At 63.3% G+C, this 12,638-nt stretch carries 15 protein-coding genes; 6 read left to right on the top strand and 9 right to left on the bottom strand.

Annotation, left to right across the window (positions count from 1 at the left end):
- Positions 1 to 25: 25 nt before the first annotated feature.
- Positions 26 to 586, top strand: coding sequence for a hypothetical protein (locus ACP7D4_RS21450; protein WP_426107671.1), 561 nt, complete (start codon positions 26 to 28; stop codon positions 584 to 586).
- A 142-nt stretch (positions 587 to 728) separates the two neighbouring features.
- The gene (locus ACP7D4_RS21455; protein ID WP_426211216.1) at positions 729 to 1,088 is read left to right on the top strand and encodes a hypothetical protein; all 360 of its coding nucleotides are present in this window, start codon (positions 729 to 731) and stop codon (positions 1,086 to 1,088) included.
- Positions 1,089 to 1,154: 66 nt separating this feature from the next.
- Here ACP7D4_RS21455 and ACP7D4_RS21460 read toward each other — a convergent pair whose 3' ends face one another.
- Positions 1,155 to 2,012, bottom strand: coding sequence for a universal stress protein (locus tag ACP7D4_RS21460; RefSeq protein ID WP_426107669.1), 858 nt, complete (start codon positions 2,010 to 2,012; stop codon positions 1,155 to 1,157).
- Between the two features lie 133 nt (positions 2,013 to 2,145).
- Between ACP7D4_RS21460 and phbB the strand changes: the two genes are divergently transcribed.
- Positions 2,146 to 2,892 (top strand): acetoacetyl-CoA reductase, encoded by a 747-nt coding sequence (phbB, locus tag ACP7D4_RS21465; protein ID WP_426107668.1) that lies wholly within the window; start codon positions 2,146 to 2,148, stop codon positions 2,890 to 2,892.
- Between the two features lie 118 nt (positions 2,893 to 3,010).
- Here the strand turns inward: phbB and ACP7D4_RS21470 are convergent, their stop codons facing one another.
- From ACP7D4_RS21470 to ACP7D4_RS21500, 7 genes are all read right to left on the bottom strand, one after another.
- Positions 3,011 to 3,373, bottom strand: coding sequence for a TraR/DksA family transcriptional regulator (locus ACP7D4_RS21470; RefSeq protein WP_426211217.1), 363 nt, complete (start codon positions 3,371 to 3,373; stop codon positions 3,011 to 3,013).
- 123 nt (positions 3,374 to 3,496) lie between these two features.
- Positions 3,497 to 3,958, bottom strand: coding sequence for a hypothetical protein (locus ACP7D4_RS21475; RefSeq protein WP_426211219.1), 462 nt, complete (start codon positions 3,956 to 3,958; stop codon positions 3,497 to 3,499).
- A 19-nt stretch (positions 3,959 to 3,977) separates the two neighbouring features.
- Positions 3,978 to 4,835 (bottom strand): hypothetical protein, encoded by an 858-nt coding sequence (locus tag ACP7D4_RS21480; protein WP_426107665.1) that lies wholly within the window; start codon positions 4,833 to 4,835, stop codon positions 3,978 to 3,980.
- Between the two features lie 82 nt (positions 4,836 to 4,917).
- Positions 4,918 to 5,706, bottom strand: a complete 789-nt coding sequence (hyi, locus tag ACP7D4_RS21485; protein WP_426211221.1) for a hydroxypyruvate isomerase — start codon at positions 5,704 to 5,706, stop codon at positions 4,918 to 4,920.
- Between the two features lie 41 nt (positions 5,707 to 5,747).
- Positions 5,748 to 6,197: a MarR family winged helix-turn-helix transcriptional regulator gene (locus ACP7D4_RS21490; RefSeq protein ID WP_426107663.1), complete on the bottom strand. Its 450-nt coding sequence runs from the start codon at positions 6,195 to 6,197 to the stop codon at positions 5,748 to 5,750.
- A 133-nt stretch (positions 6,198 to 6,330) separates the two neighbouring features.
- Positions 6,331 to 7,713 carry a DEAD/DEAH box helicase gene (locus ACP7D4_RS21495; protein ID WP_426107662.1) on the bottom strand — a complete coding sequence of 461 codons (1,383 nt, stop codon included), beginning with the start codon at positions 7,711 to 7,713 and terminating at the stop codon, positions 6,331 to 6,333.
- A gap of 224 nt (positions 7,714 to 7,937) precedes the next feature.
- Positions 7,938 to 8,717 (bottom strand): inositol monophosphatase family protein, encoded by a 780-nt coding sequence (locus ACP7D4_RS21500; protein ID WP_426107683.1) that lies wholly within the window; start codon positions 8,715 to 8,717, stop codon positions 7,938 to 7,940.
- 201 nt (positions 8,718 to 8,918) lie between these two features.
- Here ACP7D4_RS21500 and ACP7D4_RS21505 point away from each other — a divergent pair, with 201 nt between their 5' ends.
- Positions 8,919 to 9,668 carry an RNA methyltransferase gene (locus tag ACP7D4_RS21505; protein ID WP_426107661.1) on the top strand — a complete coding sequence of 250 codons (750 nt, stop codon included), beginning with the start codon at positions 8,919 to 8,921 and terminating at the stop codon, positions 9,666 to 9,668.
- Between the two features lie 14 nt (positions 9,669 to 9,682).
- Here ACP7D4_RS21505 and ACP7D4_RS21510 read toward each other — a convergent pair whose 3' ends face one another.
- On the bottom strand, positions 9,683 to 10,381 hold the full coding sequence (locus ACP7D4_RS21510; RefSeq protein ID WP_426211223.1) for an FFLEELY motif protein: 699 nt from the start codon (positions 10,379 to 10,381) through the stop codon (positions 9,683 to 9,685).
- 104 nt (positions 10,382 to 10,485) lie between these two features.
- On the opposite strand from ACP7D4_RS21510, the gene ACP7D4_RS21515 reads away from it, so the two are divergent.
- Together ACP7D4_RS21515 and ACP7D4_RS21520 are read left to right on the top strand one after the other, a co-directional pair.
- A complete protein-coding gene (locus tag ACP7D4_RS21515; RefSeq protein WP_426107659.1) occupies positions 10,486 to 11,010 on the top strand; it encodes a hypothetical protein in 525 nt (174 codons plus the stop codon).
- Positions 11,007 to 12,635, top strand: a complete 1,629-nt coding sequence (locus ACP7D4_RS21520) for a GMC family oxidoreductase N-terminal domain-containing protein (protein WP_426107658.1) — start codon at positions 11,007 to 11,009, stop codon at positions 12,633 to 12,635. The genes ACP7D4_RS21515 and ACP7D4_RS21520 overlap by 4 nt, the downstream gene beginning before the upstream one ends.
- The last annotated feature ends 3 nt before the right edge of the window (positions 12,636 to 12,638 follow it).

Here is a 12,638-nt window from a genome sequence, read left to right on the forward strand (position 1 = left end):
CTCACTTACGCAGGAGGATTTCAGCATGTCGACCATCGTTGCAGGACATTTTCAACTTCAGGACCACGTCGAGCAGGCTAGAAACGAGCTTCAGCGCGCAGGGTTCGCCGAGGATCGCATCAGCAGCTTTTACGTCAACCAGCCGGGCCAGCATGACATGACGGCCATCGGTGGCGACCGCGTTCAGTCCCCGGGCGCGGCGGAAACGCCCGAAGGCGTACTCCAGGGCGCCGCGACGGGCGGTGCGGTGGGTGCGGCCATCGGCTTGGCGACCTCGGTCGTGACGGGCCCGGCCGGACCCATCGTGGGCGGTCTGGTGGGCGCCCATGTCGGCTCCCTGTTCAGCCTGACCAAGATGAAAGAAGCGGGCGAGGGCGAACAGGGCGGCACCGGCGAAAACCGTTTCGAGCCGCGCAAGGCCGGCATGCTGGTCGCCGTGGCGCTCGAGCAGGCCGACGACGAGCAGCGCGTTCTGGAGGTCATGCGCCGCCTGGGTTCGGACCATATCGAACGCGCCAGTGGCACCATTGTAGGCGGCGACTGGACCGATTTCGATCCGCTCAGCTTGCCTGTGCTGGTGCATTAAGCCGTTCACTGCCTCCACCTCCCCAGAAAAACGCTTCCCATGGAAGCGTTTTTCGGTATTATGCTTGTAGCATAGGCGGTCGCCGCTACCAGCGGACCGCAACCGCGCATGGCAATCGAGTACCGACAGGAGGACGCGTCACATGACACAAGCCTGGGTCACCCTCACGCGTGCGGATGGGCGCGACATTGCTTCGCCGTCCGAGCAGCAGTTGGCCGCCGCATTGGCCGAACTGTACCAGCGCGTGAAGGGCGGCGCCGCGGTGGATGCCGCCAGCGCTGTCTTGCGCTTTGGATACGACGACGGCTTGATGTACGTCGCCGAAGTGAGCAGCACGGGCGAGCTGCGCTTTGAAGAATGGTCCGACAGCGATTGCGAACTGGCCTTGGCCACGCCGCGGCGCATGGTGGGCAGCGAGGCGCAGGCGCAGGAGTTGTGGTCCATGATGCGGCGTCGGCAAGTGTCCCGGATCCGCGATCTGGACTGGCAAGGCGGCAATTGATGGGCTGATGCGCCGGCCTGATGCGCCTGCCTGATGCGCCTGCTTGATCCCCCTGCTTGATCCCTATTAGTGCGCCATCAGCACCGGCAATGTCATTGCCTCCATCACCGTTTTGGTCACCCCGCCGAGGATCGATTCCCGGAAGCGCGAGTGCCCGTACGCGCCCATCACGAGCAAATCGGCGCCCGTGTCGGCAGCGAGCGAGAGCAGTCGCTCACCCACTTCGTGGCGCCGGTTCAGCCGCCGCTGGTGGTCGAGCGCGTGCACCGCCAGCGCCGCCTTGACGCCGTGGCGCGCCAGCCACGGGCGCGGATCGGCGACCAGCGCATCGGCTGCCTTGTGCTCGTCCGCAGCCACTTCAAACACGGCGATCGTGATGCTATCTGCATCCTTGCACAGCGGCAGCGCCAGCTGCAGCGCGCGCGCCGCCTCGCGCCCGCCGTCCCACGACACTAGAATGCGCCGCCCGACCGTGGCATGGTGGCCGGCGAACGGCACGATCAACACGGGCCGCCCGGAATTGGTGACCACGTGTACCGGCAAGTCCGCCAGATTCGCCTTCGCCTGCGGCTCGGCCTGCCCGAGCACGATCAAGTCGGCCGCGCGCGCCAGCAGGCTGATGCCAGCGCCTGCCTCATCGTCAATCACCCGCGCTTCATACGCGCCGTGGCGCAGGTCGGCGCATTGCGCGCTGAACGCCGCCAGCGCAGTGCGGGCCTGCTCGCGCAGGAAATCGAGATGCAAGGCCAGCGTCGGGTCGTTCTGTTCCGCCGGCATGCTGTGATACAAAAAGCGCGAGACGCCGGTCGCGGCCGCGCCGATCAGATGGCCATCGGCGCGCGCTGCAAGCTCGCTTGCCAGCCGAATCCTTTCGCCAGCGCGGGCGCCGTTGTCGACGTGAACGAGAATGGTGGGAAAAGCCATGGGGACACCTCTGAACTAAGTTGACCACCATCATGTTAAACCAGTTCTTGGCTGGCTTTGACATTGCTCAATGTTCCGTGTTGTAGGCGCCCCTAGACTTACGTCGGGACAAATACAAAAACGAGGATGTGTCATGAATGATCAGAAAGTTGCCCTGGTTACCGGCGGCATGGGGGGGCTGGGAACAGCCATTTGCCGCAGGCTGCACGACGCGGGCTTCAAGGTGGCAACCACGTATTCGCCGTCCAACCAGTCGCCCGAAGGCTGGCTCGGTGCACAGCGCGACGACGGCTACCGCTTCAAGGCGTACAAGGTGGACGTGGGCGACTACGCGGCCACCGAATGGATGATGCAAAGCTTGCTGGCCGATATGGGTCGCCTGGATGTACTGGTCAATAACGCCGGCATCACGCGCGACCGCAGCCTGTCCAAGATGGCGCTGGAGGAATGGGCAGAAGTCATGCGCACCAATCTAGACAGTGTGTTTAATGTGAGCAAGCAGGCGATCGAGCCCATGATGGCGCAAAAGTGGGGGCGCATTATTAATATTTCGTCGGTCAACGGTCAGAAGGGGGCCTTCGGGCAAGCCAATTACGCCGCCGCCAAGGCGGGCATGCATGGCTTTACCAAGGCGGTAGCGCTGGAAATGGCGCGCCATGGCATCACCGTCAACACCGTCTCGCCCGGCTATTTGCGGACCAAGATGGTGATGCAAGTGCCTGAAGAGATCATGCAGAACAAGATTTTGCCGCAGATCCCGATGGGGCGGCTGGGCGAGCCGGCCGAAGTGGCGGCGCTGATTGCCTATCTGGTGTCGGAGGAAGCCGCTTTTGTGACGGGGGCAAATATTGCGATCAATGGCGGGCAACACATGAGCTAAGCAATTCTAGTACTACTACTACTACTACGAATACTGCATTGTCCTCGCGCGTGCGCCAGGACAATGCAGGCACGGATTTCTTCGGGGCGGGAATTACCTCTACCCCTACCCGCCGGACCTAGCGCTTCTCGGCGCGCGTCTGGCACGTAATGCACAACCTGGCCTCCGGTCGCGCCTGCAAGCGCGAAAAGCCGATCGGATTGCCGCACTCTTCACATTCCCCATAATTGCCATCGTTGAACTTGGCCAGCGCGTGCTTGATCATGTGCAGTTGCGATGCATTGTGCCCGGCCGCTTCCAGCGCCAGGTCGTTGAGCAGGCGCACGGTTGCCTTGTCGGCGGGCGAGGTTTCGATTTCTTCCACCGCCCGGTCGCGTCCGCCCGCTGTTGCCCGCAGGCCTGGCGGGCCGGCCAGTGCGGCGCGGCGCCGCTCCAACAGGTCGCTGAGCAGCGCAAGTTGCGCCGCATCGAGTGCGTTCATTCCTTGCTCCGTGGATTGTTATACGGGAAACGCCGGCGTGTGCTGGCTGATGCCAGTGTAGCGCGTTCCGCGGCCGTGACAGGGGCGCACGCACGCGTTGGCGTGCATGCTTGTTGACCTGCTTCAGACGGCCTTGTGTGGCGTGCTCGCGGCAACCCGCTTGACCTGCTTGCTCACGCGCTCGATGGCTGCCACGATCGGCGCCGGCTGGCCCGTCGCGGCCGCGCCGGCGAGCACCAGCAAGCCACCAACGAGGCCGGTAATGTCGGCGATCCTGGAAATCTTGCGGATCTTTTCAGCCGCGTCTGCGGTCAGTTGGTTGATCTTTTGCTGCGACTGACCGAGCGACTGCACCACGTAGGTGGCAGCGTCAGCGTACAAGCCGTTGGCGCGCTGGCGCAAGACGACCTCGTCTTCCAGCAAGCCGCGCGCGATGGCCTGTTCGGCCTCGGTAAACGGCGCGCCCTTGTGGCCGTTAATGTCTTTCATCACACGCACGTGGATGTCGTCGGCGATCGCCGAGAGCTGGTCGGCCAGCGCCTCGATTTGCGCAACCGTGCTCAAGCCGTTCGGTTCGTTTGCCATGGCGCTCTCTCCTTAGTAATTAGTTGGCGCCCAGGGCGCTGTAGATCAAGCGTAAGTCTTTGGCGTAGTCGCCCAGTATGTGGCGCGCCTCGTCGCTTTTCAGGTTGTCCAGCCGCTCGCGCATTTTCTGGTGTCCCAGCGCGACCTTCGACAGACCTTGCTGGGCCAGCTCATAGCGCTTGTCGAGCGCCTTGTATTCGTGCGCCTTGTCCTGGTAATGCACTTTGGCCATGGTTACCAGCATGCGGTCTTGCGGCTTGCCGGAAAAAGGAATTTCAACATCGAACATGCCGAGCACGGTTTTCTTTTCGTTGTCATGGGTCTTGGCGTACAGCCGGGTGAGCGTCATCATGCCGTCGAGCAGGACGCGCACATGGGCGTCGCCATCGCGCACCATTGTTTCCACGCTGCGGTTCTGGTAATTGGAAGCAATCACTCGGGTAAGCAGGCGCGTGAGGCCCGTGTAGGCGATCACGTGGCGTTGCTCCAGGCCGCTGCCGGCCAGCGCCTGCAGACCCGTACCCATCTGGTCGAGCTGGGGCGTGAGGTCGTAGCGGGCGTCGCCGGCCAGCATGCTCAGCGTCTGCATGTACAGCACCATTGCCCGCTGCACGGCGAGGAAATCGTCGGCGCTGGCGCGGCGCTTGGCGTCGGTTTCCTTGGCCATGCGGTCGGCAATTGCCGACAGATAGGGCTGTTCGCGCGCATAGGTGTCGCGATAGCGTTTCGATAGTTCCGAGTAAGCGCCCAGCTTGGCGGAGGCGTCGGCGAACTCGCGCACTTCGACCAGGCTGACATTGCCGGTGGAGGCGCAACCGCCCACCAGCATGGACAAGGCGATCAGGGCGAGGGCGGCAAAGGAGCGGCAGGATTTCATGGGTCCTTTCGGGCACGCGCTCAAGTGGCGTGCAGGAAGTTCCCATTCTTGCCCTACAAAGCTGAGCGCAGTTTGCTCGAACTCAAGCCTGCAGTGCGCTTCGCCAGCCGAGCCCGGCGGCCGTTTCGCCCACGGGATGGTATTCGCAGCCGATCCAGCCCTTGTAGCCCAGTTCATCGACCAAGGCGAACAGCGCGCGGAAGTCGATGACGCCGGTACCCGGTTCGTGGCGGCCCGGGACATCGGCCAGCTGCATGTGGCCAATCAGCGGCAAGTACTTGCCGATGCCGTCGGCCAGCGCGCCTTCGATGCGCTGCATGCGCTGCATGTGGTAGATGTCGTATTGCAGGAACAGATTGTCGGCCCCCGTGGCGGCGATGATGTCGGCCGCTTGCGCGCTGCTAGTGAGGAAATAGCCGGGCATGTCGTAGGTATTGATCGGCTCGATCATCAAGTCGATGCCGTGAGCGCGCAGCTGCTTCGCGGCAAAGCGCAAGTTGTCGATGTAAGCCGCTTGCGCGCGCTGCGTACTGACGCCTGCGGGCAGCAAGCCGGCCAGGCAGTGCAGCCGGGGCACGCCCAGCACGCGCGCGTAGTCGAGCGCGCGCCCTACGCTGTCCTGGAACTCGGCCAATCGGGCCGGGTCGCATGCCATGCCGCGCTCGCCGGCAGACCAGTTGCCGGCGGGCAGATTGTGCAGCACCAGTTGCAAGTTACTGGCGGCTAAGCGTTCGGCGATCTGTTCTGCTGGCCAGTCGTACGGAAACAGGCATTCGACCGCCTCGAAACCGTGCGCGCGCGCGGCGGCGAAACGGTCGAGGAAATCGACTTCGGTAAACATCAGGCTGAGGTTGGCGGCAAAGTGGGGCATGCCGCCATGTTAGCCGATCTGCGGAACGTCGGAGGCCGACCTTAGCTGTTGGTGGAATTCATGCCGGCGATATTGCCCAGCACCGCTGCCATCGCTGCCGTTTGTTCGGGACCAATGCTGCGCGCCGCTTCCCGGCTGACCAGGTCGACCACGGCGGTGGCGTTGACCACCAGCTCGTGGCCGGCCGGCGTGACAACGGCAAAGCCGACGCGCGCGTCGCGCGGATCCGACTCGCGTGTGACCAGGCCGATTTTTTCCAGCGGCAGCAAGGTACGCGTGACGCCCGAAGCGGTCAGGCCGACCCGCTCGGCCAGATCGACCCGGCGCAGCTTGCCGCCTGGCGCGCGCGCCAGGTGGTTGAGCAGTTGAAAGTCGCTGAAGCTGATGCCGTGCTGGCTGCCCAGGGCGTTGTCGAAGCGGCGCACCAGCACGGCATTGGCGCGGGCAAGGCGCAGGCAAAAGTCGGTACTGGTGGTGAGCATGTCATCCATGATAGTTCCTTTCGTTATGTTGTATCGGTCCTTGAGTTAGCAAGTATATACCATTTTTCCAGGCGTGCTGACATAAAAAAACCGTGCGCTTGCTTTTCTGCAAGGGCACGGCCTGTGTCGGAAGCAGCGGGACTTAGCGTCCGCGGCCACCCGAGCGATGCGCCGGGGCCGGACGCGGGCCACGGCTCGCTGCACCACCGCCGGCACCGGCAGGGCCGGCGGCGCTGCGTGGCTTTGACGTATTGCGGTTGGTGGCGCCGACCTTGACTACCTGGCCGCCGCCGCCACCACCGGAGCGACCGCCGCGACCGCCATGTCCTGGCGCGCCGCTGCGCAGCTGGATTGCTTGCGCGCGTGCATTCGGATCCGGCTCGAAACCGGCGATAATTTCGCGCGGCAGCGTTTGCTTGATCAGCTTTTCAATGTCTTTCAACATTTCATGCTCGTCCACGCACACCAGCGAAACCGCTTCGCCGGTCGCGCCGGCGCGGCCCGTGCGGCCGATGCGGTGCACATAGTCTTCAGGAATGTTCGGCAAATCGTAGTTGACCACGTGCGGCAACTGGTCGATGTCGATACCGCGCGCGGCGATGTCGGTCGCCACCAGCACTTGCAACTGGCCGGTCTTGAACTCGGCCAGCGCCTTGGTGCGCGCGGTCTGGCTCTTGTTGCCGTGAATGGCCATGGCGCCGATGCCGTCGCCATTCAGTTGCTCGACCAGCTTGTTGGCGCCGTGCTTGGTGCGCATGAATACCAGCACCTGCGTCCACTTGTTGGTCTTGATCAGGTGCGCCAGCATGGCGTGCTTTTTGTCGCGGTCGACCGGGTGGATTTTCTGGGAAATGACTTCCACTGTCGAATTGCGGCGCGCCACTTCGATCATTGCCGGCTTGTCGAGCAAGCCATCGGCCAGGGCCTTGATTTCTTCGGAGAAGGTGGCCGAGAACAACAGGTTCTGGCGCTTCTTCGGCAGCACGGCCAGCACTTTCTTGATGTCGCGGATGAAGCCCATGTCCAGCATGCGGTCCGCTTCGTCCAGGATCAGGATTTCAATCTTGGACAGGTCGACGGTGCGCTGTTCCATGTGATCGAGCAAACGGCCGGGCGTGGCGACCAGGATGTCGACGCCATGCTTGAGCTGCTTGATTTGGGGGTTGATGCCGACGCCGCCGAAAATCACGGTCGAATTGAGGTTGGTATATTTACCGTAGACACGCACGCTTTCCTCGACCTGGGCGGCCAGTTCACGCGTCGGGGTCAGGATCAGGCAGCGCACGGCGCGTGGGGTATTTTTGCTCGTCAAGGCCGCGCCGACGGCGTCGGTCGAGAGGCGATTCAAGATGGGCAGCGTAAAGCCGGCGGTCTTGCCGGTACCTGTTTGCGCACCGGCGAGCAGGTCGCCGCCAGCCAGAACGGCGGGAATCGCCTGGGTCTGGATCGGGGTAGGGACGGTGTAACCGTGTTCGGTGACTGCGCGAACGATGGCATCGGACAGGCCGAGTTTTGAGAATGACATGTTAACTTTATGGTGAAGATCGGCCCGTCGCCGGTAAAGGCGCCAGTCGCAGGCAATCAATATTAGAAAATCCGTGGTGGCACGGCACTGGATCAGGGCCACCGGACATTGCAGCATAACAACAGGGAGTCTAATCGAAACCAGTTACGCCGTGGAAATTTTAAGAGGGGAGCGGGAACCTTTGGTGGTTCCCGATACTGCTTAGTGCCGCATTTTACGCTAGTTCAGGCGAAAGGCGACAACAGCGTGACCATCTGGCCGAACACCTTGGGGCTGGCGGCGATGATGTCGCCTTTGTACAGGTAGTCGGACTCGCCGGAAAATTCGCCGACGATGCCGCCCGCTTCCGTCACCAGCAGCGAGCCGGCGGCGATATCCCAAGCCTTCAAGCCTTTTTCGTAGAAGCCGTCGCAGCGCCCGGCGGCCACGTTGGCCAAATCGAGCGCGGCCGAGCCGGCGGTGCGGATGGCCTGGCAGCGTTCGGCCATGACCTGGTACATCTTCATGTACTCGTCGAGCGCGCGCGGGCCGGCGCCGTGACCGGAAGCGAGCAGGGTATTGGCGACGCGGTCGTGCTTGGTGACGCGGATGCGCTTGTCGTTGAGGTAGGCGCCGGCGCCCTTGGTGGCGGTAAACAAGTCATTGCGCACCGGATCGTAGACCACGGCGTTGGTGATGATGCCGCGGTGCGCCAGGGCGATCGAGACGCAATAGTTGGCGTAGCCGTGCATGAAGTTGGTGGTGCCATCGATCGGGTCGATGATCCACACGAATTCACTCTCGTCGTTCAGGTTGCGCGATGCACCGGACTCTTCGGCCAGGATGGCGTGCTCGGGGTAAGCCTTGAGCAGCGTCTCGATGATGGCTTGTTCGGCCGCCTGGTCGACATCGGTGACGAAGTCGTTGTGTTGTTTTTCAGTAACAACAACGCGATCGACGTCGAACGAGGCGCGTTGGATCACGGTGGCGGCGCGGCGAGCTGCCTTGATCGCCGTATTGAGCATTGGGTGCATGATGAGCTTCCGGTAAAAGAACGCGAATGCCCACGGCGCCTCCATAGGCGCAGCGAACGGTCGAGAACAAGAATGAATTAAAGAGCGGTGCGGGGTTGAAATGGTTAAAATCGCAGCATCAGCAACGAACTTGCAACAACGTTGCAAAGCTGCCTGTAACCGAATCGAACCCGCGCGATAGCGCTATTTTAAATGAACCTGCCCGAAACACCCACTTCTGTTTTTCCGCGCCTGCGTTTTGTGCTGGTTGAAACCAGCCGCGCCGGCAATATCGGCGCTGCCGCACGGGCCATGAAAACCATGGGTTTTGGCCAGCTGGTGCTGGTCAATCCGCGCTTTGCCGATGCCTTGCAGGACCCGGAAGCGGTGGCCTTTGCCAGCGGCGCGCAGGATGTGCTGGAAGGTGCGCGCATCGTCGGCAGCATGGCCGAGGCGCTGGAAGGATGCAATTTTGCCGCGGCGGTGTCGGCCAGGCTGCGCGAATTTTCGCCCCCGGTGTGGATGCCGCGCGCATTTGCCCAGCATGTGGCGGGGCAGGGCGAGCTCAATGCGGCGCTCATTTTTGGCAACGAGCGCTTCGGGTTGCCCAATCACATCGTCGAACAGTGCAATGTCTTGATCAACATTCCCGCCAACCCGGCCTATTCCTCGCTCAACCTGGCGCAGGCGCTGCAGGTGCTGGCGTACGAGTGCCGGGTGGCCGACGGGGTGGCGGCGCCCGCGAGCGAGGTGGGCTTTCATGGCGACGCGGCCAGCCTGGAGCAGATCGACGGCATGTTCGCGCACCTCGAGCAAGCGCTGGTGGCCATTGATTTCCTGGATGCGGATAATCCCAAAAAGCTGATGCCCAGATTAAAACGGTTGTTTTCCCGCACCCAGCTCGAGACGGAAGAAGTCAACATCCTGCGCGGCATCGCCCGCCACATCCTCAAGAAACACTAGCGCTGCGCTGTTGCCTAGATCACGTCAAACGGGTCCATGCGGCCGTTGTAGATGTTGGTCATGACTTGTCGTTCGCGACTGACAATGGTGTCGACGAACTGCGCCGGCTGCCCCATCTTTTTAAAGGTGGTGAAGCCGCGATCGAGGAACTTGTGCAACTGGCCCAGCCCCGCCAGCTTGGCCGGCGCCTTCATGATCGACAGCGTCACCGCCAGCAGCGGTATCGTCACCAGTTCGCACAGCGAGGCGCCCAGTTGCTGCACCAGGACCAGCTGCTCTTCGCGCTCTTCACGCGTGGTCGCGGTGCGGTACGCCGCCACATACATGCCCTCGGTGAAATCGGTCCCCAGCACGCGCGCCATCGCCGTGTCGAGCCGCTCGGACAAGGCGTCAAGCACGATCGCCTCGGTGATCGTATGCAGCGACTCGTACGACAGCATTTTTTGCAGCGTCGGGATGATGCGCTCCAGGTCCATGTCGCGCTGGCTCAGGTCGTGCGAGCCGTACAGCTCGTCGAGGAAAAACGCGGCCGCGTCGCGCGTGTTGGGATTGGCCAGCAAGTCGGCGTGGGTGCCGGTCAGGCGCGCCGACTGGTAACGCTTGAGCGCCACGCGCGCGGCCAAGAGCGCCGGATCGCGCTTGGCCGCTTGCCGCTCGGCGGCCACCATGCGCAACTGTTGTTCTAGCCTTTGGGCAAGTTTTACTTTCTTCATGTCGATGTTGTACCAGAAACGAGTAGATGGATCACTCTACTCTTCGCTGATTTTCCCCTGGCGCTTTGGCGTACACTAGGAAAAAACAACATGGAATCAGGGACATGGCTGCAACTCGAAGGACGTTTCTAAAAGTGGGCGCGCTCGGGGCGCTGACGCTCGCAGCCGGCGGCGGGTTCTGGCGCTATCTGCATCCGGCCGGCCCCTTGCAGCGCTTCGTGCTGGACGGCGAGGCCAAAGCGGCGCTTGACGCCATCGTACCCGCGATGCTGGCCGGCTCCTTGCCCGCCGACCCCGCGCAGCGTGCCGCCGCCGTGTCGGCCACCACGGGCCGCGTGCACCAGGCCATCCTGGGCTTGCCACTGACAGCGCAAAAGGAAGTCCAGGATTTGTTCGGCCTGCTCGCGCTGGCGCCGGCGCGCCGCGCGCTGACCGGCGTGTCCGGCGGCTGGGCCCACGCCACTGACGCCCAGGTCGGCAGCTTTTTGCAGGAATGGCGCTTCCACAGCCTGGCCATGCTGCAAACGGCATACCACGCGCTGCACGACCTGATCATCGGCTCCTGGTATGCCGACCCGGCCAGTTGGGCCGCCATCGGTTACCCCGGCCCCATGAAAGAACTCGCATGAGCAACAGCGCAATGATTCCCGACCCGATCCAGGCGGGCCTGGCCGCCGGCTGGAAAGTGCTCGACGCCTCCACCATCGCGTCCGACCGCAGCATGGAAGCGGACGTGGTGATCATCGGCAGCGGCGCCGGCGGCGGCGTCACGGCCGAAATCCTCGCCAAGTCCGGCCTGTTCGTCATCATCGTCGAAGAAGGCGCGCTCAAGTCGTCAAAAGACTTCAAGATGCGCGAGGCCGACGCCTATCCCGCCCTGTACCAGGAATCGGCCGCGCGCAAAACGGCCGACAAGGCGATCAACATTTTGCAGGGCCGCACCGTGGGCGGCTCGACCACCGTCAACTGGACGTCGAGCTTTCGCACGCCCACGCCCACGCTCGAGTACTGGGGCAAGCACTTCGGCCTGTCCAGCTATACGCCCGAGGCGCTCGCGCCCTGGTTCCTGATGATGGAAGAGCGCCTCAACGTTTCCACCTGGATGACGCCGCCCAACGAAAACAACGACCTGCTCAAGCGCGGCGCCGCCCAGCTGGGCATTCCCGCCGCCGCCATCATGCGCAATGTGAAAGGGTGCTGGAACCTGGGTTACTGCGGCATGGGCTGCCCCACCAACGCCAAGCAGTCGATGCTGGTCACTACCATCCCGTCGGCGCTCAACCACAACGCCACGCTCGTCACCCGCGCGCGCGCCGAGCGCCTGCTGTTCAAGGGCGACCGGGTCGAGGCGCTTGAAATTACCGCGCTCGACGCCACCGGCGTCATGCCCACCGGGCGCAAGCTGACGCTGCGCGCAAAGCATTTCGTGGTGGCCGGCGGCGCGATCAATTCGCCGGCGCTGCTGCTGCGCTCGCACGCACCCGACCCGTATGGCTTGCTGGGCAAGCGCACTTTTTTGCACCCGACCGTGATCTCGGCCGGCGTTTTTGAGCAGCGCGTGGACGGCTACGCCGGCGCGCCGCAAACGATTTATTCCGACCATTTCATGGACACCCAGCCGATCGACGGCGCCATCGGCTACAAGCTCGAAGCCCCGCCGCTGCATCCGCTGCTGCTGTCGACCACGATGGCAGGCTTTGGCAAGGCGCATGCCGACACCATGGCCATGTTCCCGCACGTGCACGGCTTGCTGGCGCTGCTGCGCGACGGCTTTCACGACGATTCGCCCGGCGGCAGCGTGGGCCTGGCCAGCGACGGTTCGCCCGTGCTGGATTACCCGATGACCGAATTCGTCTGGAACGGCGTGCGCCGCGCGCACTTGACGATGGCCGAAATCCAGTTTGCCGCCGGCGCCAAAACGGTGCAGCCGGTGCACGAACTGGCCGAACGCTACACCAGCTGGGCGCAGGCCAAAAAAGGCATCGCGGCGCTGCCGTACAAGGCGCACATCACGCGCGTGGTGTCGGCCCACGTAATGGGCGGCTGCGCGCTGTCCGATGATGTCAAACGCGGGGTGGTGGGCGCGAACGGGCGCTATCACGGCGTGGCCAACCTGTCGGTGCACGACGGCTCGCTGTTCCCCACCTCCATCGGCGCCAATCCGCAACTGTCGATCTACGGCATTACCGCGCGCCTGGCCAGCGCGCTGGCGCAGGAGCTGACCGGCAAACCTGCGGCGCGCCTGGTTGCTTGAATG

The organism is Massilia sp. TWP1-3-3, from assembly GCF_049897805.1.
In the GTDB taxonomy this organism is placed as follows: domain Bacteria; phylum Pseudomonadota; class Gammaproteobacteria; order Burkholderiales; family Burkholderiaceae_D; genus Telluria_A.